Origin of the sequence: Rhizobium sp. Root491, from assembly GCF_001427205.1 — a bacterium.
GTDB classification, from domain to species: Bacteria; Pseudomonadota; Alphaproteobacteria; order Rhizobiales; family Rhizobiaceae; genus Agrobacterium; species Agrobacterium tumefaciens.
Genome location: NZ_LMFF01000012.1, coordinates 764285 through 790437, shown reverse-complemented (window position 1 = coordinate 790437; position 26153 = coordinate 764285). Strand labels below are relative to the sequence as shown.

Annotated in this window: 19 protein-coding genes; 11 read left to right on the top strand and 8 right to left on the bottom strand. The window is 58.7% G+C overall.

The genetic code is table 11. The features are described from left to right. Positions 1–116: 116 nt before the first annotated feature. The 4 genes from ASD46_RS14690 (at position 117) to ASD46_RS14675 (ending at position 6681) form a co-directional block, all read left to right on the top strand. On the top strand, positions 117–1841 hold the full coding sequence (locus ASD46_RS14690; protein ID WP_025595322.1) for a glycerol-3-phosphate dehydrogenase/oxidase: 1725 nt from the start codon (positions 117–119) through the stop codon (positions 1839–1841). A gap of 2 nt (positions 1842–1843) precedes the next feature. Beyond that, positions 1844–2686, top strand: coding sequence for a class I fructose-bisphosphate aldolase (locus tag ASD46_RS14685; RefSeq protein ID WP_025595323.1), 843 nt, complete (start codon positions 1844–1846; stop codon positions 2684–2686). Then, positions 2679–4178: an FGGY-family carbohydrate kinase gene (locus ASD46_RS14680; RefSeq protein ID WP_025595324.1), complete on the top strand. Its 1500-nt coding sequence runs from the start codon at positions 2679–2681 to the stop codon at positions 4176–4178. The genes ASD46_RS14685 and ASD46_RS14680 overlap by 8 nt, the downstream gene beginning before the upstream one ends. A 298-nt stretch (positions 4179–4476) precedes the next feature. Beyond that, a complete protein-coding gene (locus tag ASD46_RS14675) occupies positions 4477–6681 on the top strand; it encodes a methyl-accepting chemotaxis protein (RefSeq protein WP_025595325.1) in 2205 nt (734 codons plus the stop codon). A gap of 16 nt (positions 6682–6697) precedes the next feature. Here ASD46_RS14675 and ASD46_RS14670 read toward each other — a convergent pair whose 3' ends face one another. From ASD46_RS14670 to ASD46_RS14640, 7 genes are all read right to left on the bottom strand, one after another. Further along, the gene (locus tag ASD46_RS14670) at positions 6698–7666 is read right to left on the bottom strand and encodes a GNAT family N-acetyltransferase (RefSeq protein ID WP_025595326.1); all 969 of its coding nucleotides are present in this window, start codon (positions 7664–7666) and stop codon (positions 6698–6700) included. 202 nt (positions 7667–7868) lie between these two features. Next, positions 7869–9017 (bottom strand): alpha-hydroxy acid oxidase, encoded by a 1149-nt coding sequence (locus ASD46_RS14665; RefSeq protein WP_025595327.1) that lies wholly within the window; start codon positions 9015–9017, stop codon positions 7869–7871. A gap of 85 nt (positions 9018–9102) precedes the next feature. Continuing rightward, entirely contained in the window at positions 9103–10725 is a 1623-nt protein-coding gene (locus ASD46_RS14660) for an ABC-F family ATP-binding cassette domain-containing protein (RefSeq protein ID WP_003511539.1), read from the bottom strand. 163 nt (positions 10726–10888) lie between these two features. After that, positions 10889–12127, bottom strand: a complete 1239-nt coding sequence (locus tag ASD46_RS14655; protein ID WP_013761916.1) for a vWA domain-containing protein — start codon at positions 12125–12127, stop codon at positions 10889–10891. Positions 12128–12284: 157 nt separating this feature from the next. Continuing rightward, complete coding sequence (locus tag ASD46_RS14650) at positions 12285–13163, bottom strand: transglutaminase family protein (RefSeq protein ID WP_003511536.1); 879 nt, start codon at positions 13161–13163, stop codon at positions 12285–12287. A 4-nt stretch (positions 13164–13167) separates the two neighbouring features. Beyond that, entirely contained in the window at positions 13168–15573 is a 2406-nt protein-coding gene (locus ASD46_RS14645; RefSeq protein ID WP_003511535.1) for a circularly permuted type 2 ATP-grasp protein, read from the bottom strand. Position 15574: 1 nt separating this feature from the next. Continuing rightward, positions 15575–18904 (bottom strand): DUF2126 domain-containing protein, encoded by a 3330-nt coding sequence (locus ASD46_RS14640; RefSeq protein ID WP_003511533.1) that lies wholly within the window; start codon positions 18902–18904, stop codon positions 15575–15577. Between the two features lie 71 nt (positions 18905–18975). Here ASD46_RS14640 and ASD46_RS27120 point away from each other — a divergent pair, with 71 nt between their 5' ends. Next, a complete protein-coding gene (locus ASD46_RS27120; RefSeq protein WP_025595329.1) occupies positions 18976–19212 on the top strand; it encodes a hypothetical protein in 237 nt (78 codons plus the stop codon). Next, entirely contained in the window at positions 19197–21005 is a 1809-nt protein-coding gene (locus ASD46_RS14630) for an ABC transporter ATP-binding protein/permease (RefSeq protein ID WP_025595330.1), read from the top strand. Before ASD46_RS27120 ends, ASD46_RS14630 begins: the two co-directional genes overlap by 16 nt. A gap of 38 nt (positions 21006–21043) precedes the next feature. Here the strand turns inward: ASD46_RS14630 and ASD46_RS14625 are convergent, their stop codons facing one another. Then, a complete protein-coding gene (locus tag ASD46_RS14625; protein WP_060642487.1) occupies positions 21044–21238 on the bottom strand; it encodes a hypothetical protein in 195 nt (64 codons plus the stop codon). Positions 21239–21410: 172 nt separating this feature from the next. Here ASD46_RS14625 and ASD46_RS14620 point away from each other — a divergent pair, with 172 nt between their 5' ends. The 5 genes from ASD46_RS14620 (at position 21411) to ASD46_RS14600 (ending at position 26122) form a co-directional block, all read left to right on the top strand. Continuing rightward, positions 21411–21800, top strand: coding sequence for an acyl-CoA thioesterase (locus ASD46_RS14620; RefSeq protein WP_025595331.1), 390 nt, complete (start codon positions 21411–21413; stop codon positions 21798–21800). A 165-nt stretch (positions 21801–21965) separates the two neighbouring features. Further along, positions 21966–23153 carry an ATP-grasp domain-containing protein gene (locus ASD46_RS27810; RefSeq protein ID WP_025595332.1) on the top strand — a complete coding sequence of 396 codons (1188 nt, stop codon included), beginning with the start codon at positions 21966–21968 and terminating at the stop codon, positions 23151–23153. A gap of 6 nt (positions 23154–23159) precedes the next feature. Further along, positions 23160–24209 (top strand): polysaccharide deacetylase family protein, encoded by a 1050-nt coding sequence (locus tag ASD46_RS27805; protein WP_025595333.1) that lies wholly within the window; start codon positions 23160–23162, stop codon positions 24207–24209. A 160-nt stretch (positions 24210–24369) separates the two neighbouring features. Continuing rightward, positions 24370–25410, top strand: a complete 1041-nt coding sequence (locus ASD46_RS14605) for a four-carbon acid sugar kinase family protein (RefSeq protein ID WP_025595334.1) — start codon at positions 24370–24372, stop codon at positions 25408–25410. A gap of 4 nt (positions 25411–25414) precedes the next feature. After that, positions 25415–26122, top strand: coding sequence for a FadR/GntR family transcriptional regulator (locus tag ASD46_RS14600; protein WP_003511522.1), 708 nt, complete (start codon positions 25415–25417; stop codon positions 26120–26122). The last annotated feature ends 31 nt before the right edge of the window (positions 26123–26153 follow it).

Here is a 26153-nt window from a genome sequence, read left to right as displayed (position 1 = left end):
TAGCTGAGACGGGGCTTCAGGCGAATAGCGCATAATTTTCGCTACCCCTCTCTCTCGTCGCTTTAAACGTTTAACAACATTGGGACGCTGGTTGTTAGCCAGCGAACGGTATTCCTATGCCCAGTTTTCGCGAGGACGCTCTACGCCGCATCCGGCAAGACGGTGATTTCGACGCCGTCGTCATCGGTGGCGGTATCAATGGTATCGCCGCCTATCGCGATCTCGCTTTACAGGGACTGCGGGTGCTTCTGGTAGAGCGCAACGACTTCTCGTCCGGTTGCAGTGCCGCACCCTCGCGCATGATCCACGGTGGCCTGCGGTATCTCGAAAATGGTGAATTCGGCCTTGTGGCGGAATCGCTGCGGGAGCGTGATGCGCTTCTGACGCTGGCACCGCATATGGTTCATCCGCTGCCGACGACGATCCCGATCTTTTCAACCTTCAGCGGCTTGTTCAACGCGGCTGCGACCTTTGTGGGTTCCGGCGGAAAACCTGCCAGCCGAGGGGCACTGGCGATCAAGGCTGGCCTCATGCTCTATGACTTCGTCACCCGCAAAAATCGCATCCTTCCCCGACACACCTTCCGCAACGCACGCAAGACGTTGCAACGCTGGCCGGGCCTGACGCCAGGCATCAGATATTCGGCCACCTATTACGATGCGTGGATCAGCCAGCCCGAACGGCTTGCGCTGGAGCTTCTGATCGACACCCGGGCCGATGCGCCGCAAAGCATTGCGCTGAACTATGCCGAGTTTGTCCGCGCTGGCGGTGATTATGGTCTTAAGGTGGAGGGCACGGACGAAACCTTGCCCGTCCGGCCACGCATCATCGTCAATGCGACGGGCGCCTGGATCGATGAGACGATTGGAGCGCTAACGACCACACAGGTTGCGGGGAGGGCGAAACCGACCGTTTCCGGCACCAAGGGATCGCATCTGATCCTCGCCAACGAGGCGCTCTTTAAGGCCTTGAACGGCCATATGATTTTTTTCGAGAATGCCGACAACCGTGTCTGTATCCTCTTTCCCTATCTTGGCCGGGTTCTCGCTGGTTCGACAGATATCAAGGTCGATCGTCCCGAACGGGTGCGATGCGAACCGGAAGAGCGTGATTATATTCTCGATGCGGTCCGTCAGGTCTTTCCGCATATTTCCATCGACCATTCCGACATCGTCTACAGTTTCAGCGGCATACGCCCGCTGCCGCGCAGCGACGCCGCTTTTACCGGAAGAATATCCCGCAGCCATTTCATCCACCGCGTGGAGGGCGATCCGCCGCAGCTCTGCATGATCGGCGGCAAGTGGACGACGTTCAGAGCCTTTGGCGAACAGGTGACCGACGAGGCCCTGGCCTTTCTCGGACGCAAGCGGCTGACTGGCACAATGAACCGCCCGATCGGCGGCGGCAGGAACTTCCCCAGCGGTGCCGGGCGCCTGCCGACCCTGCTGTCGGAGGAATTTTCGATCGACCGGGACCGGGCCGAGTATCTGGCATCGGCCTACGGTTCACGTGCCTTCGAGTTGATGGGTTTTTGTCGGGGCCGTACGGATGACAGTCCGCTTTGCGAAAAACCGCCGATCACGGCGGCAGAGGTAGTCTGGCTGATCCGCTGCGAACATGTCCGCCATCTGACGGATCTCATCCTGCGCCGCACGACGCTTGCCATTACCGGCGTCATCGATGCCGATCTGATCGATGCGATCCTTGGCGTCGCAGCGCGCGAACTGGGATGGGCGCCACAGCAGGCGGCGGACGAACGGCAGCGGCTCGTTGATGAACTGGAGACCTTTTACGGGGTCACGACGGCAATGCTTAAACACAGATGCAAGGAGAATGCATGATGATGCGGATTTCGAAAAAGGCGCGCATGAACCGGCTGTTCCGCAATGGTGGATGCTTGGACGTTGCCATTGATCACGGGGTTTGCAACGAGCCGAGCTTCCTCGTCGGGCTGGAGGATATGGCTCAAACTGTGGACAGGCTGGTCGAAGCAGCTCCCGATGCCATCCAGATGACCTACGGACAGGCGGACCTATTGCAGCAAAGGCCGCAGCGCGACAAGCCGGCGCTCGTCATGCGCATCGACATGGGCAACCCCTATAATTCAACGCGCCACAGAACCATGTGGTCGCAGCTCCAGAACTATCACGATCCGATCATCGGCGCGCTGGAGATGGACGCCGCCTGCGTCGTCGTGAACCTGTTCATGTTGCCGGACGAGCCGGAACTGTTTCGCCAATGCGTCGAGAATATCAGCCGCGTGCGCGCCGATTGCCATCGTTACGGCATGCCGCTGATGATCGAACCGCTGGTGATGTTGCCCAATGACGTGCGCGGCGGTTACCAGGTGGATGGCGATGCTGAAAAGATCGTCACGCTGGTGCGTCTTGCCTCGGAAATGGGAGCCGATATCATCAAGGCCGATCCCACCAGCAATCCGCTGGATTTTCACAAGGTCATCGAGGCAGCGCGGTGCCCGGTTCTGGTGCGGGGCGGGGGGCGTGAGGACTTGCGCAACGTGCTGGCGAAATCAGCGGCACTGGTGGCCGAAGGTGCGAACGGGATGGTCTATGGACGGAATATCTACCAGCATGACAACCCCAAGGCCGTCGTTGCGGCCTTGATGGCTATCATCCATCAGGGTGCGGGCAGGGAAGAAGCATGGGACATCTATAATCGTGGCTGATAAAAATCATATATTGGGTCTGGATGTCGGCAACACGGTGATCAAGGCGGTGCTGTTCGACACGGTCGGCCGGCAGGTCGCGCAACACGCCATCGACGGCCATTCGACATTTCCGCAGCCCGGTTACGTCGAGCGCGATCTGGAGGAGTTGTGGCGCAACGGATGCGAGGCGATCCGCCAGCTTCTGGGAAAATCGTCCGTCGATCCCCGGAGCATCCTCGCCGTCGGTTGCGCCGGCCACGGCAACGGTCTGTACCTGTTGGACAAGGATCAGCAGCCCCTGATCGGTATCCAGTCGCTTGACAGCCGAGCCGCCGATGTGGCGGTAGAGCTTGACCGGAAAAGCGGCGCGCAACTACAGAACCGTTGTCTGCAACGGCCTTGGCCCGCGCAAACGCCCAGCCTGCTGGCCTGGGTGAAAAGGCATGCGTCCGATACATATGCCCAGATCGGAACGGTGCTGTTCTGCAAGGATTTCCTGAACTTCCGCCTGACCGGTTGTCTTGCCAATGATATTTCCGATCTCAGTGGTGCGGGGTTGCTTGCCTTCCCCGAAGCGAAGCTCGACCGGGAACTCCTGTCGCTCTACGGGCTTGAGGATGCCGTCGCCTTTTTTCCGCGCCTCGTGGAATCGGCGGATATCGTCGGCCATGTGACAGCTGAGGCTTCCGCTCTGACGGGGCTTTCCGAGGGCACACCCGTTATCGGCGGTTTTTTCGATGTCGTCTCCAGCGCCATGGGGTCGGGCGTCATCAACGCCGGGGAGGCTTCTATCATCGCCGGCACCTGGAGCATTAATCAGGTTTTCGCGGATAAACCGGTCATCAGCCCCGATGTCTTCATGGTCACGACCTTTGGACGTGGCCGCTATGTCAATATCGAGTCCAGCGCCACCTCTGCGGCCAATCTTGAATGGTACGTGCACCGTGTTCGCTGTGACCATGGTGACCATGCCTTCGAGCGCTGCAACGATCTGGTCGGTTCCGTTTCGCAACGCGCCGACGATCCGTTCTTCCACCCGTTCATCTTCGGCTCGCGACTGGGCGCGGAATTTCGGGGCGGGTTTTATGGTCTGGCGGGATGGCATGGCGAAGGCCACATGCTGAGAGCCCTGTTCGAGGGTGTGTGTTTCGAACACCGCCGCCATATCGGCGTTCTCAGGGAAGCGGGGCTGCCGGTCGACAGTGCCGTCATGTCCGGCGGCGGTTCCCGCAGCCAGCATTGGCCGCAGATCATGGCGGACGTTCTGGAAATCCCGCTGCGTGTCGCGGAGGCCCGCGAGACCGGCGCGCTTGGTGCGGCCATCGGCGCGGCCGTGGCGGTCGGTCTCTATCCCGGCTATGAAGCGGCGGTCGCAGCGATGACCCGCGTGGCCAGTGCCTACCGGCCGGATGCGGGGCAACTTCCACATTATAGGCGGCGCTACGGCCTCTACACACAATTGACCGACCAGTTGCGCGGCTTCTGGAGTGATCTGCGTTTGCAGGACTAAAAGGCTCCCGGTTTTCCTGATCAGCGGCACGCAATGATGCGTGCCGCATGAGCTTGCTCGTAGCTTGCAATATATGCTGGCGTTTCGGAAGGTTCGGATATCCCGTAATATTTTGTTTGTACTGTAATATTACGGTTTTATAATTTATTTCTGTTTTCTTAATTGCGCTAAAAATATGAATTAAAGTAATTTTTAAGCATAGTTTTCTAATATTATCGTCTGGTCTGGTTGCTGACATTTTGGGCTTGCGCGCAGCGACCTCAGCCGTCGCGGCCGGGATTTTTTGTGGGGATGTGACATGCTGTTTAAATCGACAACGGGCCGTAATATCTTCGCAGTCGCCGCATGCGGCGTCGTTGCAACGATCGCGGCTTCGGCCGTGCTGTTTTATCGGTCCTTTGAGGATACGAGGGCCAACAGTATGGAGCGTATGCAGCAGATCGCGCAAGCCGAAGCCTTGACGACCGAGAAAAATATCGGCGGTATGATCCACATCGTCAATAGCCTCGGCTCGGTTCTGGAATCGATGAAGCAGTCGGGCGATGCCGATCGGGGCAAGGCCGATCAGCTTATCCGGCACATGCTGGCGAACAATCCCGATTTGCTTGGTCTCTGGACCGGATGGGAGCCCAATGCCTTCGATGGCAAGGATGCGGACTTCGTCAACAAGGAGGGATATGATGCGACTGGTCGTTATGTACCCTATTGGGTGCGGAGCGGAGGCAAAATAAGCAACACCGCATTGACGGATTATACCACCGCGGGTCCAGGCGATTATTATCAGTTGCCCTTCACATTGAAGAAAACAGTCGTCATCGAACCCTATTCTTACGCAATCGATGGCAAGGAGGTTCTGATTACCTCGGTCGCCAAACCTGTCATCGTCGACGGTAAAACTCTGGGCGTCGCTGGCCTCGATCTGTCGCTGGAGGAAACGAACAAGGCGTTGTCAGCCGTCCGGCCGATGGGAACGGGCTTCATGAGCCTTGTGAGTGGCGGCGGCAAGATCATCAGCCATCCCGATGCGACGATAATGGGTAAGAACCTCGCAGATGGCGGCGCACAAACTGAAGGCTGGGATAAACTGATCGCCAATCCCGGAAAAGAGCTGGAAATGACGGCACAGGACGGCACGGTTTCCCTTGCCGTCGCCTTGCCGGTCATGCTCACCGGCGACATGAAATGGTACGCAATCGTCTCGGTTCCGGAAGACACGGTCTTTGCGCAGCTGCATGCAATGATGCGTGACGCCGTCCTGACGATCGTAACGGCGGCGGTGCTGCTGGCGTTGGCCGGCTGGTTTATTGCAAGGCGGTTCATCAACCGCATCACGAATGTTATCGATGAGACTGCCCAGATCGCTCGGGGAAATCTCCAGCTGACATTGAAGGATATCGAGACCAGGGACGAGATCGGCGATCTTGCCCGCTCGCTTGACGTTTTGCGCGAAAACAATCGTGAAAAAGCCTTGCTGGAGCAGGAAGCGGAAGCCAACCGAACTCTTGGCGAACAGGAGCGGGTGGCCCGCGAACACAAGGCGGCCGATGAGGCGAGCGGCATCCGTTTCGCAGTTGACAGTCTGGCTCAGGCGTTGGCCAGGCTCGCAGATGGCGACGTGTCCTGTCGTATCAACGATCCCTTTGTCGAGCGGTTCGATGCCGTGCGCAACGATTTTAACGCTTCTGCCGGGAAGTTGCAGAACGCGCTTCTGCGGGTATCGGATAATGCCGCCGGTATTGATGCCGGCGCGAATGAAATCAAGGCAGCCTCCGATGATCTGGCAAGGCGGACGGAGCAGCAGGCTGCTGCCGTGGAGGAAACCGCCGCAGCTCTTGAAGAGATCACAATAACCGTGAAAGACGCCGCGAACCGTGCGCATGAGGCGGGCCGTCTGGTTTCCCGCACGCGCATCGGTGCGGAACGATCGGGCGAAGTCGTGCGTCAGGCCGTAATCGCGATGGAGCGGATCGAAAAATCCTCGAACGAGATTTCCAGTATCATCGGTGTGATCGACGAGATTGCCTTCCAGACCAACTTGTTGGCGCTCAATGCCGGCGTGGAAGCGGCGCGAGCCGGCGAGGCAGGCAAGGGTTTTGCCGTGGTGGCGCAGGAGGTGCGCGAACTTGCGCAGCGTTCTGCCGGCGCGGCGAAGGAAATCAAGTCGCTGATCACAAAATCGAACCAGCAGGTCGAAGAGGGCGTGCATCTTGTCGGCGACACCGGCAGGGCACTCGACGCGATTGTCGCCGAAGTGCAGGAGATCAACCAGCACGTCGCCGCGATCGTCGAATCCGCGCAAGAGCAGTCGTCCGGCCTTCAGCAGATCAATACCGCCGTGAACCAGATGGATCAGGACACGCAGAAAAATGCCGCGATGGTGGAAGAAATGACCGCCGCAAGCCACAATCTTGCAGGCGAGGTCGATGCGCTGAACCGGTTGCTCGGCCAGTTCGAGCTGGGTTCAGGCGCACTTGCTCATCGGGGGGCTCTCAAGGCGGCTTGATCGGCCGCCACGGGGTTTAGTTCGCTTCACGTTCAGCGTCGCCAACCATAGGAAGCGGCCTGACGAAGCGCTGTTCCAGAACCTCGCTTCCCCACTGGCTGCCGGGACGTTCCTCTACACAGGTAAAACCCTGGGCCTCGTAAAGATGCCGTGCCGCCAAAAGTCCGTTGAAAGTCCACAGATGGGTTTCGGCGAACGCTTTTTCGTCCGTGAAAGCAAGGGCGGTTGCCAACAACCTTCGCCCGACGCCGCCGCCACGCACGCCATCATCGACGATGAACCAGCGCAGATGCGCGGTTCCCGGTCCCAGATCTTCACCGTCGATTGCAACGGAGCCGATGACATCGTCTCCACGCATTGCGACCCAGATCGCATTTTGCGGGCTTTCGAGCCGGTTGCAAAAGGAGGCGAGACCTTCGGCAACAACGGATTCGAAGCGCTGGCCGAAGCCTGATGTCCGGGCATAATAAAGCGCATGCATTTGCGTGATACGGGCAATAAGGCCGGGCCTGTAGCCCCTGACGATTTCGATCGGGGGAGCCGCGGCGTCGGCCCGGTCTCCCAGCGCGTCGGCATAAAGGCGAAGCCCGTCAAGGATTTTTTGGCCATCCGCAGGCGCGAGCCGCGACAGTGCGTTTGATACCTGTCGGTTGGCAAAGGTGTGGATGGCTTCGACCCGCTTCTGTCCTCGCCCGGCGAGGCGCAACCGCTTGATACGACTATCCTCTTCGTCCGTTTCTTCCAGAACATCGCCCGAAAGAACCAGTTTGCGAAGCATGCGGCTGATGCTCGACTTTTCAAGCCGAAGCATCTTTCCCAGATCGCGTGCGGAAATGCGTGGGCATGCCTCGATCTCGATCAGGGCGTGCACGGCGGAGGGCGGCAGATCGGTGCCGGCAAAGTCTCCACCCATGAAGCCGAGTTCGCGCACGAGCCGACGCGAGGTGGAGCGGATATCGTTTATGGGAAAGGGTCTTTCGGACATGCCAAAATCCATTATGGTTGCATCATGCAACCATAATCATATTCGATCGGTCTTGCCAAGGTCACCACTGCGCAGCGCCGATAGCGTGAAAACCTCTCGAAACCGCTGTGGTGGTTTCAAAGGGGTCATTCGGTACGGGTGATTATCCGACTATATTGTCGATAAGCTCGACAGGCCTCGATTTCCTCGCGCTGACACCGCTCTAGTCACGAAACCGCAGGTTCCGGCGTGTCAGTTGGTCGACGGTGGTGCAGCCCATCAGCTTCATGCCGCGCTCGATTTCGATGCGCATCAGCTCAAGCGCACGCTCGACACCCGGCTGTCCGGCGGCGGCAAGCGGGAAAAGGTAATAGCGGCCAAGCCCGACGGCCTTCGCCCCCAGAGACAGGGCTTTGAGGACGTGCGTTCCGCGCTGAACGCCGCCATCCATCATGACATCGATACGGTCACCGACTGCGTCGACAATCTCGGCCAGTTGGTCGAAGGCGCTACGCGAACCATCGAGCTGGCGACCGCCGTGATTGGAAAGCACGATGCCGCTGCAACCGATATCGACGGCGCGTCTGGCGTCCTCCACGGACATGACACCCTTCAGACAAAAAGGGCCGCCCCATTCACGCACCATCTGTGCGACGTCGTCCCATGTCATGGATGGGTCGAGCATTTCGGTGAAATAGCGACTGATGGAGAGCGCGCCGCCGTCCATTTTGATGTGGCCGTCGAGCTGTGGCAGGCTGAAGCGCTCATGCGTCAGATAATTGATCCCCCAGGCCGGCTTGATGGCGAATTGCGCAATGCCGGAAAGATTGAGCTTGAACGGAATGGCAAAACCGGTGCGCTTGTCGCGCTCACGGTTCCCACCCGTGATGCTGTCCACCGTCAGCATCATCGTCTGCACACCCGCAGTCTTGGCGCGCGCCATCATATCGCGGTTGAGACCACGGTCCTTGTGGAAATAAAACTGATAGACCTGTGGGCCGCCGCTGATCCGGCGCGCTTCCTCGAGGCTGGTGGTGCCGAGTGAAGAAACGCCGAACATCGTGCCGAATTTTCCGGCTGCGGCCGCAACCGCCCGCTCCCCCTGATGGTGGAAGAGACGCTGAAGCGCCGTCGGGGAACAATAGACCGGCATCGCCAGCTTCTGCCCCATGACGGTGACAGACATGTCCACATCGGCCACGCCCCGCAACACGTCGGGGACGAGATCGCAATTGTCGAAGGCGGCCGTGTTTCTCCGGTACGTCACCTCATCGTCGGCAGCACCGTCGATGTAGTTGAAGATCGGTCCGGGAAGACGCTGTTTTGCCATTCGGCGAAAATCGTGGAAATTGTAGCAGTCTTTAAGTTGCATTTGTTAGTCCACCGATCCGCTCTGCAAACGTTAAAAGATGAAACCTGTCCCGGAATTCTGCGTCTCATACGTCCGTCAAGCTGCCTCAGCTGCGCAGGCCCGGCGCTTCCTGTCCGGTGCTTTCGACATATTCCGTATATCCGCCGCCAAATTGGTGGATACCGTCAGGCGTCAGTTCCAGCACCCGGTTGGAAAGGGCGGCCAGGAAATGGCGGTCATGCGAAACGAAAAGCATCGTGCCTTCATATTCCGACAGGGCCTTGATCAGCATTTCCTTGGTGTCGAGGTCGAGATGGTTCGTCGGCTCGTCCAGCACGAGGAAATTCGGCGGGTCGAACAGCATGGCAGCCATGACCAGACGGGCCTTCTCACCGCCGGACAAAACGCGGCAGCGCTTCTCCACATCGTCACCGGAAAAACCGAAGCAGCCGGCAAGGGCGCGCAGCGGTGCCTGCCCGGCTTTCGGGAAACGTTCCTCCAGCCACTCCAGAATGGTGCTGTCGCCGTCCAGAACATCCATGGCATGCTGGGCGAAATAACCGAGCTTGACGCTGGCGCCGAGCGTGACGTTGCCGGAATCCGGCGTGGTCGTACCGGTTACCAGTTTCAGCAAGGTCGATTTTCCCGCACCATTGACACCCATGATGCACCAGCGTTCCTTGCGCCGCACCATGAAGTCCAACTCGCCATAGATCGTGCGGCTGCCATAGGCCTTGTTGACTTTCTTCAGCGCGACGACATCTTCGCCAGATCTCGGCGCCGGCGCAAATTCGAAAGCGACCGTCTGGCGCCGCTTGGGCGGCTCGACGCGGTCAATCTTTTCGAGTTTCTTGACGCGGCTCTGCACCTGTGAGGCATGCGAGGCACGCGCCTTGAAGCGCTCGATGAACTTGATTTCCTTGGCGAGCATCGCCTGCTGGCGTTCGAACTGCGCCTGCTGCTGCTTTTCGTTCTGCGCACGCTGCTGTTCGTAAAAGCCGTAGTCGCCGGAATAGGTGGTGAGGTTGCCAGCGTCAATTTCGATGATCTTGGTAACGATGCGGTTCATGAATTCGCGGTCGTGCGAGGTCATCAAAAGCGCGCCGTCGTAGTTCTTCAGAAAATCCTCGAGCCAGATCAGGCTTTCGAGATCGAGATGGTTCGAGGGTTCGTCGAGCAGCATCACGTCCGGGCGCATCAAAAGAATGCGGGCGAGCGCCACGCGCATTTTCCAGCCGCCGGAAAGTTTGGCGACGTCGCCATCCATCATTTCCTGACTGAAGCTCAGCCCGTCCAGAACCTCGCGCGCGCGGCCCTCCAGCGCGTAGCCGTCCAGTTCTTCATACCGCGCCTGCACTTCGCCGTAACGCTCGATGATGGCATCCATTTCGTCCATCCGGTCGGGATCGGACATGGCGGCTTCCAGCTGCCGAAGTTCGGCTGCGACTTCGCTGACCGGGCCGGCGCCTTCCATGACTTCGGCCACGGCGGAACGGCCGGACATTTCGCCGACGTCCTGGTTGAAATAACCGACCGTCATGCCCTTTTCGACGACGACCTGTCCCTCGTCGGGCTGTTCCTCGCCGGTCATCATTCGGAACAGCGTGGTCTTGCCAGAACCGTTGGGGCCAACAAGGCCGATCTTCTCGCCGCGATTGAGCGCAGCGGAGGCCTCGATGTAGAGAATGCGGTGACTGTTCGACTTGCTGATATTTTCGATGCGGATCATGACAGGGGCCCTGTGAATGGGAGCGGCTCTCCTATGGCATGTGTCGCCGGCGCTGTCACCTGCCGCGCACGCCGTGCCAGCCATGCAACCCGGCAAGGTCGCCCCGGGAACATCGCTCCCCGGAAGCGGGGTCGTTTCCGGGGGATGCTGGCTTGATTTTCCCTTAATTGGTCAGCGTTGCCAAACTGCCGGCAGCCTTGCGGGCAATTTCCCCGAAGGCGGTAACGATCTGCTCCATGTTTTCAGGCGCGTAATAATTGTCGAGACTGGACGCACAATGTTGCAGCAGCGACTTGCCCTTGTCCGGCGCCATGAACGCGACGCTGAAAATCTTGATACCGTCTTTCTTGGCCGTATCGCAGGTATTGCGCACGGTCTGGTCTATGCTGGAACTCCAGGAGGAGCTGTTCCCCGTCATTTCGCCATCCGTCATGAGAACGATGTATCGCTCGAAGGATTCGCTTTTCTTGTCCTTGTGTTCTTTCGCTTCAACGGTATTCGCTTTTTTAAGGGCGTTGTATGCGGCATTCAGACTGCTGCGGGCATCCGTACCGCCAGACGGAAACTCCGGGATCTGTTTGTCGACATAGGTGGCAACGCTGCTAGTACCCCAGGTGATAGGCTGGGCCGCGTAGGTCTCATGCGTATAGACCGAGGCTCCTGTTCGAACCAGTTCGGAACCGCCGTTGGCGGTATAAGTGGGATCGGCCTTGTTCAACGTCGCGACGAGATAGCCGACCGCGGTTTTTAGTGAAGTAGCCTTGTTGACGTAGCAAGGCGATGTATTTTTGAGATTGGGATAACTCCCCCAGTTATCGACCGTGTAGTTCTGGCACGACGTTTTCTTGGTGTTGAGCGTATCGGTCTTGAAGGACATCGAACCCGAGCGGTCGAGCACCAGATACATGGAGATCGGCGCGCCCTTGTTGACAGTGCTTACCGCGGTGCCTGTCGCGGCAAGATCGAGTGTTTTCGCCCCGAAGAACCCCAAGAGCGGATTAAGCTGCATCTGGTAGTTTATCGTGGTCTGGATGGTGTAGGTCTTGCCGCGCGCATCGTCCGTTGTGCCAATATTGACTGGAGAGTTTTTCTCGAGCGCCTTCTTCTCCTCCTCGGTCAGGGTCTTTTCCATCTGGCTGGCGATGAAGGCCTTGGCGATTTCCTTGATTTGTTCGTCCGTCAGAGCGCCTTCTTTCAAGCGGGCCTCGGTCGCCGCCGCGAGAGCCGCCGAATCCGCCGTGTTCTGCAGGTCCGCTTTCACCTGCATCACATTCGCCAGCTCCATTCCGGCTCCGGCAAAACCAAGCAGCACCGGCAGCAATATTGCCGTCATCATGCCAAAATTGCCGCCCGTATCGGCAAGGAAACGGCGCGTCATTTTTTGATATGCGGAGGAGATCATAACGGGCTCACTAATTAGAACATTAGACTGAGCGCAGGAAACCCGCAAACGATGTAGAATCCACTAATGTAGACGGTTAAATTTTATACGTCGCTCAAATTGGTGCAGTTTTTCAAGTATTAATTCGAGTATGCTCATAATAACACGTAATGTATCATTACTGGACGGGAATGACGTCGACGGCCTGTTTGATCTGCTGGTTGCCGTAGCTCTTCAATACGCCGATCACCGGCGCGACATCGGAATAGTCCCGGCCATAGCCAACGACGATATGGTCGCTGCCGGCAACGATATCGTTTGTGGGGTCGAGCTCCAGATAACCGGCGGCCTCACCGCACCATACGCGAACCCAGGCATGCATCGCATCGGCACCTTCCAGACGTTCCTTGCCCGGCGGGGGGATGGTGCGCAGGAAGCCGCTGACGTAACCGGCGGGAATGCCGAGGCTGCGCAGCGCCATGATCATGATATGCGAAAAGTCCTGGCATACGCCGCGTTTCAGCTTGAAGGCTTCCGACGGTGTCGTATCGACAGTCGTCGCTTCACCGTCATAGGTGAAGTCCTTGTGTATGCGTTTGCACATCGAGAGTGCGATTTCGCGAATGGTCATTCCGGGCTTCAGCAATTCCCGCGCATAGGCCGATATCGCCGTATCCGTCCCTAGCCTCGGGCTGGCGCCGATGAAGTGATGCGGCGACTGGAAGTCGACCGACCAGACGTCGGCAAGGTCTTGCGGCAGGCGTGAAAGCTCGGGTGAAAAATCTGCCGTCAGCGCAGGTGCCTCCACCATCACACGCGCCTGCATGCGGATATCCAGCTTTTCGTGCGGTGCGCGCAGATGCACTGAGGTGGCCGATTGATGAAAGAAATCTTCAAAGACCGCCCGTTCTTCCGGCACCGGCGAAACATCGATGGTGCCGGCGATGAAGCGCTGACGGCCCGGGATCGAAAGGGGTAGCACGCGGATGATGTGACGCGCGCCATGGGCCGGCGTGTCGTAGGTGTAACCCATATGCAGGGAAAGGTCATAAAGCATCGGGTTATCCGAGATATGTCTGGGCCAGAACATCGGAGAGATGTTCCATGTCCGTTTCGAGCTGGCGGTAGATCGCGCCGTTCATGTTTTCCGGCGTCATGACGGCAAGGCCGGAATGCAGCCGCATCGCCTCGCGGTAAAAGGGCGACATCTGGCCGTTCGTAAAGGCGTTCGGCAGCTGCTCCACCTCGGTACGAATCTCGTTCAGCTGAAACAGGATGGACCGTGGGTTGAGCGGATCGAGCGCCAGAAGATCGGTGACGGTCAGACCCGCCGTGCTGACATTGTAGCGGCGGCGATGGGTCATGACGCTGTCACCGATTTCGAGCAGCATGTCATAGGATCCATCTGGAGCATCCGGTCCGGTCATGTGGCCGAGAAGCCTTGTCATATGCAGGCCACGCTCGAGATAGCGGCCGATCGACAGGAACCGCCAGCCGGTGAAACGATACATGTTTTCGTGCACGAGACCGGCGAAGCCTGCAAGCTTGCGAAGGAGGATCGTCATGGCATGGGTCGCGTCGTCGCCCGGCGAAACCTTTGCGTGGAACCGACGGGCAGTCTTGGCAAGGTCATTCAGCGCAAGCCATCCGTCCGGCGAAAAACGGTCTCGGATGTTGCTGGCGGAATAGAGCGCGCTGTTGATGTTGTTCAGCAGGCTTTCCGGCACGGCATCGTTCATTTCCACATCCAGCGCTTCGAGATAACGCGTCACATGCGCAAGCAAGGGCTGACGTGGGTCGGCGGATTCGGCATAACGTCCGTGCCAGGCGCGCAAGATGCGCAATGCGCCTTCCGAACGTTCGATATAGCGGCCGAGCCAGAAGAGATTGTCCGCCGCACGGCTCGGCAGGCTACCCGGCATGTTGCGGGTGAAGCTTTCTTCCGCCGGTAAAAGCGTAGTGCGTTCCACCGGCTTGTCGCTGACGATCCAGACATCCGCAGCACTGCCGCCTGATTGCATGGCGATGGCGGATACATCGTTGCTGCTGCCGATCCGCGCAAAGCCGCCCGGCATGATCTGCCAGCCATCCTGGGTGCGGGCGGCAAAAACTCGAAGGCTCATCGGGCGCGGCACGAGCTTGTTGTCGATATAGGCTGGCGTGGTGGAAAGCGTCACCACCTCTTGGCCGACAAGCCTGTGGCCATCGGAAGCGAGCCAGTCGCTGATCGATTCCTTCGCCGTTTCGCGTAAGGACGAGCCGAGCACGGACTGACCGTTGTCTTCGAAGAAGGGCAGCCGGGAATAGGCCGGGCCGATGACCATGCCCTCGATATTGCCGGCAACGTGGCGACGCTCGGATTCCTGTCCGCACCACCAGGTCGCGATGGACGGCAGTTTCAGGTCTTCGCCAAGCAGGTGGCGACAGACGCGCGGCATGAAGGACAGCAGGGCCCGTGTTTCGAGAATGCCGGTGCCGAGCGCGTTGACGATTGTCAGTGCTTCATTGCGCAGCGCCTGGACCATGCCGGGCGTGCCGATGTGGGATTGCTGGTTCAGTTCCAGCGGATCGGAATAGGAGGCATCGAGGCGCCGCCAAAGCACGCCGATCGGTTTCAGTCCGGCCACGGTTCTTACCATCACGCGGCCGTTGACCACGGTCAGATCCTCACCCTCTAGCAGCATGAAGCCGAGATAGCGGGCGATATAGGCGTGTTCGAAATAGGTTTCGTTGGCGGGGCCGGGCGTCAGCACGGCGATGCGGTCATCCGGATGTTTTCTGTGCGACTGCAAGGTGTCGCGGAAAGCGCCGAAAAATGAAGCGAGACGGTGAACATGGGTTTCGGCATAGATGTCGGAAAGCGCGCGTGTGGTCGCTACCCGGTTTTCCAGCGCAAACCCTGCGCCGGAAGGCGCCTGTGTCCTGTCGGCCAGTACCCACCAGTTGCCATCAGGTCCGCGTCCAATCTCGAACGAGCAGAAATGCAGATAATGGCCGCTTGCAGGTTTTACGCCGACCATCGGCCGCAGATATTCCGGATTGGAGGCGATCAGTGCCGGCGGTACGTAACCTTCCTTCACCAGCCGGTTTTCGCCGTAAAAATCGGCGACCATGGCTTCCAGAAGATTGGCGCGCTGTTTAAGCCCTTCGGAAAGAACCGTCCATTCCTTGTCGTCGATCAGCACCGGAATATGGGAGATCGGCCAGTTTCTTTCGCTGCTGCCCTTGCTATAATCGCGGTAAAACACGCCCGCATCGCGCAGATAGCGGTCGGTGCGGGCAAAGCGCTCATGCAGTTCGCGTTCCGACATGCGCGACAGGGCACCGAGCAGGGTTTTCCAGACCGGTCTGACCTTGCCGTTGGTATCGAGCATCTCATCGGCCACGCCGGGCAAGGTGGAGTAGTCAAGCCCGCGCGATTGCGCGCTCGTTTCCGTCTTGCGTTCCGTGGCCGGGGCTTTGGACAATTTATACTCCGTATGGCCGGCGCAGATCGAGCGTCAGCGGAAATTCTGGCGACACGGTTTCCGCCATCAACGGATATTGCCCGGCCGTATGTCCCCATGGTTCGAAACGGGCAAGGCGGCGTGCCTCGGCCTCGTTGCCGTTGACGGGAAAGGTCTCGTAATTGCGACCACCCGGATGAGCAACATGGTAGATGCATCCGCCGATCGATCGTCCCGACCATGTATCATAAATGTCAAAGGTCAAGGGCGAATTGACCGGCAGAACGGGATGCAGGCCGGAAGAGGGCTGCCACGCCTTGAAACGAACACCGGCCACCGCAACGCTTCGGTTTTCCGTCGGAGTTAGCGGAACGGCGCGACCGTTGCACGCCACGGTATAGCGCGCAGGGTTGGAGGTTTCGAGGCGGACCTGCATACGCTCGACGGAGCTGTCGACAAAACGCACGGTTCCCCCGATGGCACCCTGTTCGCCCATAACATGCCAGGGCTCCAGAGCCTGGCGCAATTCCAGCTTCGCGCCTTCGTATTCCACCTCACCAAAGAAGGGGAAACGGAATTCCTGCTGGGCTGTGAACCATTCCGGCTTCAGGTCGAAGCCATTTTCCCTCAGGTCTCCGAGCACGTCCATAAAGTCCGCCCAGATGTAGTGCGGCAGCATGAATCGGTCTGCAAGTGCCGTGCCCCAGCGCACGAATTTGCCGGCGGCGGGGTTTTTCCAGAAACGGGCTATGAGGGCGCGCACCAGCAATTGCTGGGCGAGCGACATGCGCGCATTCGGCGGCATTTCGAAGCCGCGGAACTCCACAAGGCCAAGGCGGCCGGTCGGCCCATCCGGAGAAAACAGCTTGTCGATGCAGATTTCGGCGCGGTGGGTGTTGCCCGTCACATCCGTCAGGAGGTTGCGGAACAGGCGGTCGACCAGCCATGGTAGCGGCGGCGCACCCTGGCCAGGGGCAGGCACCTGCGCCAGCGCGATCTCCAGTTCGTAAAGACTGTCGTGGCGGGCTTCGTCGATGCGGGGCGCCTGACTCGTCGGTCCGATGAACAGGCCGGAGAACAGGTAGGAAAGCGATGGGTGCCGCTGCCAGTGCAAGACAAGGCTTTTCAGAAGGTCGGGACGGCGCAGGAAAGGGCTGTCATTCGGGTTGGCCCCGCCCACGACCACATGGTTGCCACCACCGGTGCCGGTGTGACGGCCATCGATCATGAACTTGTCAGCGCCCAGACGCGTCTGTCGCGCCTCTTCATAGACCGCCGTGGTGATGTCGACACAATCCTTCCAGCTTGCGGCCGGGTGGATGTTTACCTCGATGACGCCGGGATCGGGCGCTACACGGATGACATTGATACGCTCGTCATGCGGCGGAGCATAACCTTCGATATGGACGGGCAGCCCGAGCTCGGCCGCTGCCGCTTCTGCCGCTGCGACCAGTTCCAGATAATCCTCGATGCGTTCGACAGGCGGCATGAAGACGCAGAGCCGTCCATCGCGCGGTTCCACCGACATGGCTGTGCGCACCGCGCCGCCGATTTCACCAAGCGTCTGCTCGATGCGTTCTTGGCCGGATGCCTCATCCGCATGGAAAGACGCTTCCGGCATGGTGCGTCCGGAGGGCTGGAATTTCTCGGGAAGCGGCCCTCGCGGGATCGAGGGGTCAGCTTCATGGATATAAGGATAGGCGGATGGCGGCACATGGGGCAGGGTGCCAAGCGGCAGGCGGTAACCTACCGGGCTATCACCCGGAACGAGGAAAATCTTGCCGCGCCGTGTTTTCCATTTCTCGCTGACCCAGCGTTTGTCTGTGGTGGGCTTGGCGTTCCACGCCTGCACCGGAAGAATATAACCCGTCGGTGTCGTAAGCCCGCGTTCGAACACGCGGGCAAGGCGATTGCGTTCTTCCGGGTCTTTCAGTTTCGAGTTGGACGGATCGACATTTTCGGGAAGACTACCTTCCTTGATGATCCATTCGGCCGGATCCTCATAGGCCGGAAGCACCAGATCCGGCTCCACACCGAGATGAGTGGCGATACCGCTCAGTAGCTTTTGCGCGTCGTCGGCCGCAACACCGGTATTTGCGCCTTCTTCGGCTATCAGCGCAGGGTTCTGCCAGATCGGCAGACCGTCCTTTCGCCAGTAGAGCGAAAATGTCCAACGCGGCAGGCTTTCGCCTGGATACCATTTTCCCTGCCCGTAGTGCAGGAAGCCGCCGGGCGCGAAACGTTCGCGCAGGCGGCGGATCAACACGTCCGCTTTTTCGCGTTTCGTCGGTCCAACCGCGCCGGTGTTCCATTCCTCGGATTCGAAATCGTCGATGGAAACGAAGGTCGGCTCGCCGCCCATGGTCAGCCTGACGTCATGGGCGTTCAGAACCTGATCGACCTTTTCGCCGAGTGCATTGAGGCTCTCCCAGCTCTCATCGGAGAAGGGTTTGGTGATGCGCGGGGTCTCGGCAACGCGCCGAACCTGCATGTCGAAAGCGAATTCCGTATTGGCCTCGCCGAAATAACCGCCGGAAATCGGCGCGGCATTGCGGAAATGCGGCGTTGCCGCCAGCGGAATATGGCTCTCGCCGGTCAAAAGCCCCGAAGTGGGGTCGAGACCGACCCAGCCGGCGCCCGGCATATAGACCTCGGCCCAGGCATGCAGATCGGTGAAATCGACCTCTGTCCCTGACGGGCCATCCAATGCCTTGAGATCCGGTGTCAGCTGGATGAGGTATCCGGACACGAAACGTGCGGCAAGGCCGAGATGTCTCAAGATCTGGACGAACAGCCAGCTGGTGTCGCGGCATGAACCCTTGCCGGAAGCCAGCGTTTCTTCCGGCGTCTGAACACCCGGTTCCATGCGGATGACGTAACCGATTTCCTGCTGCAGACGGGCGTTGAGGCCGACGACCATATCCACCGTCGGTTGTCCGGGTGTGTGGTCCACGGTGGCCATGAAGGCGGAAAGCAGGGGGCCGGTCGGTTCCGGTTTCATGTAGATGGACAGATCTTCCCGCAGCTCCTGCGGATAATCGAACGGCCACTTGGTCGCCTCTTCCTCAACGAAGAAATCGAACGGATTGTAAACCGTCATATCGGCGACAAGATCGACCTCGATCTTGAATTCCGTCGCCGGCTCGGGAAAAACGAAACGGGCGAGATAATTGCCGTATGGGTCCTGTTGAAGGTTCACGAAATGATTGGACGGTGAAACCTTGAGAGAATGGCTGATAACATGGGTTCTGGAGTGCGAGGCGGGCTTCAATCTTATGATTTGCGGTCCAAGGCGAACCGGATTGTCGTATTTATAATGCGTCAGATGATAGATGCTCGCTTTGATCGCCATTAATCTGCCTTGCCCGGTTTTCCGGTTTATGCGGTTTGTCCGCCCCTCTGAAATTATTTGGATTTTGTGCAATGCAGGAAAAGAAAGCAAGGATCATTTCCGGAGGCAACCGCATTGTTGGCCGAGGCGCCGATGTTTGCCGGCGCGAAGAATTGCCGCGGCTTTTTAATTGTCTCCCTGAGGATTTCTCCGCGGTTGTGGACAAGGTCGAACGGCGTGTTATTGCTGGGCATCGCAAGGTGCAGGATCGCAAACCGCTTTCTTTGCCGACTGACGTTTCGGAATGGAATGAATGGCAACAACGGTGACCGACGATCAGCGCAAGAGTGCGGCGAACCTTTCGGGCTTCGATCTCGATTTTCGTTCGCAACTGCGCATGATGGGCAATGCCTTCTGGACGTCGCCGGTTCGCAACCGGCTGATATTGCTGTCGATTGCCCTGCTCACGGTGATATTGCTCACCGCTTACGGGCAGATCAGGCTCAATGAGTGGAACGCGCCGTTTTACAATGCGCTGGAGCGGCGCGATCTTGACGCCTTCCTCCACCAGCTCGAAGTCTTCGCGATCATTGCCGGGCTGTTGTTGCTTCTCAATGTCATTCAGACCTGGCTTAACCAGATGACGGCGCTGAACATGCGCGAGGGTCTGGCCAAGGATATGGTGGACCAGTGGCTGAAACCGGGGCGCGCCGCCCGCCTTGCCGGTTTCGGCACGATTGCGATCAATCCGGACCAGCGTTTGCACGACGATGTCCGCAACCTTGCGGAAAGCAGCACGGCGCTTTCCATCGGTCTTGTGAATGCGACGATCCTGCTCATCAGCTTCATCGGCGTTCTGTGGACATTGTCGGCAGGCTTTTCCATCACGATCAACGGCGATCCGGTCGCGATTCCCGGATACATGGTCTGGGCGGCGATCCTTTATGCGGGCTCGGCGTCCCTGCTCAGCAACCTTGTCGGCTATCGTCTGGTCGGCCTGAATGCTGAACGTTATTCAAAAGAGGCCGAACTACGCTTTTCCCTGATGCGGGCCAGCGAAAATCTGGCGGCGATTGCGCTTGCGCGTGGTGAAAAAAACGAGCGGCGGCGGATCGGCGTCGATATCGATGCCGTGCTCGGCGTAATCCGCGGGCTCGCTTTAGCAATGACGCATCTGACCTGGGTGTCGTCGGGCTACGGCTGGTTGGCGGTTGTGGCGCCCATTCTTATCGCAGCGCCGGTCTATTTTTCCGGCAACCTCACCTTCGGCGGGCTGATGATGGCCGTCGGCGCCTTCAACCAGGTCAATACCGCACTTCGCTGGTATATCGACAATTTCGGGCCGATTGCCAGCTGGAAGGCGACGTTGCAGCGTGTTTCTGTGTTCCGCAACGCTCTGATCCAGATGGACAGCGTTGAACAGCACGGCCTCGCAATCGATCTTCAACGGAGTGCCGACAACGAAAAAATCCGCCTTCGGTCGGTGACTATCTGCCGTGATGCGGGCGGGCAGGATCTGGAGCGTGGTTTCCGGCTGCGTGAGGCCGAGGTTGAAATCGGGCGGGGTGATCGTCTGATGATCAATGGCGAACAGGGCGTGAACCGGCGGCTGCTGTTTGCCGCCATGGCCGGCCTGTGGCCATGGGGGCAGGGCAGGATAGAAATGCCCGAACAGTCCGACACGCTTTTCATTGCCCAGCACGGCTATTTGCCAACAGGTACGCTGCGCGAAATTCTGGCCTATCCACGCGCGCCCCAGCGGTTTGCGGAGGCAGACTATGTCGCGGCGCTGACCGCGTGCGGTCTCGGTGAAATGGCGCCCCGGCTTGATGAACACATTCGCTGGGACAAGAAGCTGGATTCGGATGAACAGGCCAGCATCAGGATCGCCAATGCCCTGTTGTTGAAGCCGAAATTCATCGTCATCGACGATTTGCTGGAAGGGCTGGAAAAACAGACACAGGATACGCTGGCGGAGGTTTTGAATGGGATCGACGGCGTAGCGATTATCTATATCGGCAGATCAGAGACATTTTTGTCGGTTCTTACCCCGGCTTTGGCCCATCTGGACCATGCCCCCATGAAGGAAAATACCGTAAAGCCGGATATCGCTCCAAAATAAGCCGCCGGGTTATGCTGCTGTTGACATTATCGTGCGGATCAAAGCCGCAAATGCCATTTTTCGAGGTCCAGCCGTTGCTGTTTGGCAAGGCTTATGGTGCCGTCCGGCTCCATCTGCGAGCGCAGAACAAAGGTGCCGGTCGTCAGGCTGATGGCAATGACGCTGGCAACCGCGAGAATGATACGGTCGTAGCGCTGCTGTATCTTATTGTTTCCACTCCAGTCATAGGCCATTCGCACGCCCTCGCGGTTTTTTGGAATCGTGCCGCATCATGGTTAACCGAAGCTTACGATGGCTTCGTGATTCCTTGCTGTTTTGGAAGGGCTGCCGCGAAAAATCGGCTATTGGCTGAGGGGGCGCGGTTGTTTAAATCCGGCGGCGGGAGGTTCTTGAAAGGAATTTGATATGGAACAGCAACCGCCCGCCGATATGGAACTCACGCTCAGAACGCTTGCCATGCCGGCTGACGCCAATCCGGCCGGCGACATTTTCGGCGGTTGGGTGATGTCGCAGATGGACCTTGCCGCCTTCGTCCGCGCCAATGATGTGGCAGGCGGGCGTACCGTCACAGTGGCGGTTCATGAAATCGTCTTCAAGAAACCGGTCAAGATCGGCGATACATTGTGTGTCTATACCAGGATCGAAAAGGTTGGGCGCACCTCCGTCACGCTCAAGATCGAGGCCTGGACCCGCAGGCACTATCAGGATTCCCGGGAAAAGGTTACGGAGGCCGTCTTCATCATGGTAGCGGTGGATGACAACGGCGAGCCGCGCCCTGTGCGCAAAGAGGCGTAAGGCGCTTGCCTTCGAAGCAAACTTCCGACCGTTCGCAGGCAGCCGAAAGAGCATGAGGCTCTTCGGCTCCGCCAATTCGATCTCCGAACGCGCAATACTTTAGAAATATCCAATTTATTTATCAATTTTTGCGATCAAGGTATGGAATAGGGCGGGGATCAGGCTGTGACCATTCCAGGTGTTGTTATTGTTGGTGGCGCTCACGGCACGCTTGCCCTTGCCCGCAGCCTTGGCGCCCTTGATGTGCCTGTGCACTATATCACCCATGATTCACCGCTGCCGGGCTGGTCGCGTTTCGTGAAGAATACGATCCGCTGGTCCGGTCCTCTTGATGCAGGGGCGATGGCGTTTTTACGCGATATGGCAGAGAAGCATCATCTGAAAGGGTGTCTTCTGGTGCCATCAGGGGATGGCGAGGTTCAGCTCGTTTCACAACATCGCGATGAGCTTTCCGCCCTTTACAAAATCGTCCTGCCTGATTGGTCCTCCCTTCAATGGTTGTGCGAGAAACCGCTGCTCTACAAACGCGCGGCGGAACTCGGTGTCAGCTTCCCCCGGACCTATGCCATAGCCTCGTCCGATGACGCCGATGCGCTGGACGTGACGTTTCCCGTTATCCTGAAGCCGAATATGGGCGGGGGCGATACCGCGATTTCCCGGGCGAAGGTTATCCGCGCCGATGACAGGCAAGCGCTGAAAGCCGCTTTTGCCGCTGCGAGCGGCGAGATCGGCGCGGGCAATGTCGTCGTGCAGGAGCTCATTCCCGGCGGGGGAGAAAGCCAGTTTTCCTATGCGGCGCTCTGGCGCGATGGCGAGCCTGTTGCAGAATTCACCGCCCGGCGCCTACGTCAGTATCCCGTCGATTTTGGTTACACCAGCACCTGTGTCGAGGTTGTCGACAACCCTCAAGCGATCGATGCGGCAAGGAAAATATTGAAATCGGCCGGTCACAGCGGGTTGGTCGAGGTGGAGTTCAAGCGGGATGGCAGGGATGGATCGCTGAAACTTCTCGATGTCAATCCGCGCCCATGGTCGTGGTTTGGCCTGTGTTCAGCGGCCGGCATCGATCTCGGCGCGCTGCTGTGGCAGGTTGCCAACGACATGCCGACCGGCCAGATGCTCGATGCGCGGCAAGGTGTGTCATGGTCCTATCTTGTCCGTGATGCCATTGCCGCATTGACGTTAAATCGACGGGGACAGGCGGGAATTGGGGACTATGTCGCCTCTCTGCGCACAATCCGCAGCTGGGCGGCATTTGCGGCGAACGATCCTTTGCCGGGCCTTATCGACCTGCCGCTCACGGTCTGGAGAGTCATCAAAAAACGGGTTCTGCCCGGTTTGAAGTTGCGGTAATCGGTAATGGTGTTCTTGCGGTCGGTAAAACGCTCTCTGAAATATGGGGTCATAAGGGCGGGGCTGGAGATAGCTTCCCTGCCGGCGGTTCGTGCGGCTTTTCCTGCTCTTGCCGGGCGTGGCGTGATCTTCACGCTGCACCATGTTCGTCCTGACGAGGAAGCCTCAGCTTTTGCGCCGAATGCACACTTGTCGATCACGCCACAATTTCTGGAAGAGGCGATAGAGGCGGCGCTCGAATGTGGTCTCGTTCCCGTTCATCTACACGATCTGCCGGGCCTACTCGCCGATAATTCCGAGAAACGGTCGTTCTGCGCTTTCACGCTTGATGACGGCTATCGCAACAATGCCGAATATGCTGCACCGATTTTCCAGAAATATGCTGTTCCCTATACGATTTTCATCACGCCGGGTTTTGTGGAGCGGACGCGTAGCGTGTGGTGGGAAACCACTGCCGCGCTGACGCAGAAAGCCACGTCCTTTGAATTCGATTTCGGGACAGGGCCGGAGGAGATTAAATCCGGCAGCCTTCCACAAAAAGCGGAAGCCTTTGCGCGTCTGGAAAACTTCGTCCAGATATTCGCGGAGGACGAGGCGGTGGAGAGGATCGACCGTGTCGCGGGGCAACATGGTATCGATCCGATCGCGATCGTGGAAAAACTCGTTATGGATGCGGCCGAACTCAAGGCGCTGTCGAGCGATCCCCTGGTCCATCTCGGCGCGCATACCATGATGCATGTGAACATGCGCAAGATCGATGCGGCGCGTCTGGCCTACGAAATCGAGGAATCGACAAGACGGGTGGAGACCTATGTCGGCCGTCGGCCGAGGTCCTTTTCCTATCCCTATGGCTGGATAAAGGCCGTGGGAGAACGCGAAGCGAAAGCGGTGTTTGATGCGGGATTTCCCGTAGCTGTTACCACGCAGGCCGGTGTTCTTGGGGCCCATAGCCTTGAAAAGCCGATGCTGTTGCCGCGCGTTTCGCTGAACGGCCGCTTTCAGAAAAAGCGCTTTGTCAAAGCGCTCATCTCAGGCCTGCCTTTCCGCTTCGTCTAGCGATCAACCTCTCCCTGCCATCTTTCGCCGATGACGACGACATGTGTCGGTGCGGCTAATCGAGCTGTCGTGTTATTTTTGTTATTCACATCCATTTATCTATTGATTATAAATAAATTTATCGAAGGAAAACATTACAACTTTTCTTAAGGTTTCGCCCGTGCTGTTGATTTTTTCCGATGACCTGACCGGTGCGCTTGATGCGGCCGCCCCCTTCGCCGGGCGTGGGCTTTCGACTGAAGTTGCGATTGGTCTTGACGGCGTCCGTGCAGCGGTGGCCGATGCGCCGGCCGTCCTCAGCGTCAATCTGGGTTGTCGGGATGGCAAGGCGGATGAAGCCCGCCGCCGCACGCAGGAACTGATGGCACTGGTTCCGGCGGATACAATTCTGTTCAAGAAGATCGATTCCCGCCTGAAAGGACATATCGCCGCGGAAATGGATGCTGTTTCCTATCGGCATGCGCTTGTAGCGCCAGCCATTCCGGATTTTGGACGCATCGTCGTAGACGGTTCCGTGTCCGGCTTTGGCGTTGACGGCACGATTTCGGTTCATGAAAGACTGGGCGGTCACGCCAGCCGCTGCGCAATCCCAGACACCCTATCGCATGCGGACATCAGGGAGGCTTTGCTTGCCGGGCGCGCAAACGGGGTTGATCTTCTGGTGGGCGCGCGAGGGCTGGCCGAGGCGCTGGCCGAAATGATGACAGCGCAGGCAGTGCCCGAAGCGGCATCTATTCCCGCGGGTAAGGGGCTTTTCGTCATAGGTTCGCGCGACCCGATCACCGTTGAACAAATTGAAATCCTTAAAGGAACGGGGTTGGTATCGGTCACCGATGCACCCAATGGCGTCGTGCCCTTTCACGCGCATGCTCGTTCCAGCCTGACGCTCGTTTACGCGACGCAAGGGGCGGAAGATCTTTCCCCGCTCGAGGTTTCAGACCAGCTGGCGTATGGCGTCGTGCCGCTTTTCACCACCGGGACCGACACGTTGCTTTTGTCCGGCGGCGCCACGGCCGAAGCGGTGCTGCTTGCCATGGGGGTATCGCGTCTGCGCCTTGCCGGCGAGTGCCTGCCCGGTCTTGGTGTCGGCTGGTCCGGCGACCAATGTATCATTGCGAAGTCAGGTGGTTTTGGGCAAGCTGACACGTTGAAACGGATTGCGAAAATGATGCTCGGCGAAAATGACGCTGGAGAAAGCTGACCAGATGGGGCTGATGAAAGAAACGGCGCGCAAGGCACTTCCGGACATTATTTTCGAGAGAATGCACCGGGCGATCAAATCCGGCGCCTACAAGCCGGATGAACGGCTTCCGACCGAACATGAACTCGCCATGGAATTCGAAGTGTCGCGACCGGTGGTCCGCGAGGCGCTTCGGCGGCTGCGCGAACAGGGGTTCATCTATTCGCGAAGGGGTTCCGGCAGCTATGTGCGGGCATTCGGCCTGCGCGAGCCGCTGGGCTTCGGCCAGCTCGAAAATGTCGCTGACCTGCTGAACTGTTATGAATTCAGGCTGACTCTGGAGCCGGCAGCTGCGGCGGCGGCGGCCTTGCGGCATGATGGCGAGAGGCTCGTCGCAATCAAAAAGGCGCTCGAGCTGATGCGGGACGCCACCAATCGCCAGTCCCACCGTGAGGATGCCGATTATCAGTTCCACCTTGCCATCGCGCGGGCGGCACGGAATAGCTATTTCTCGACTGCGATGGAGGCTCTCAAGGACCACATTGCGGTGGGAATGAAGTTTCACGGCATGTCGGTGAAGCGCGAGGCATCCGGCCTTACCCGCGTGTTTGCCGAGCACGAGGCGATTGCGGTGGCGATTGCCGAAGGAGATGCCGAGGCCGCGCGGCGGCTGATGCACGACCATCTGACGGGATCACGTGACCGCCTCTTCGAGTCTTCGCATACGGATTGAGGGAAGTGACGGCGAGCCGGTGCGCGCGATA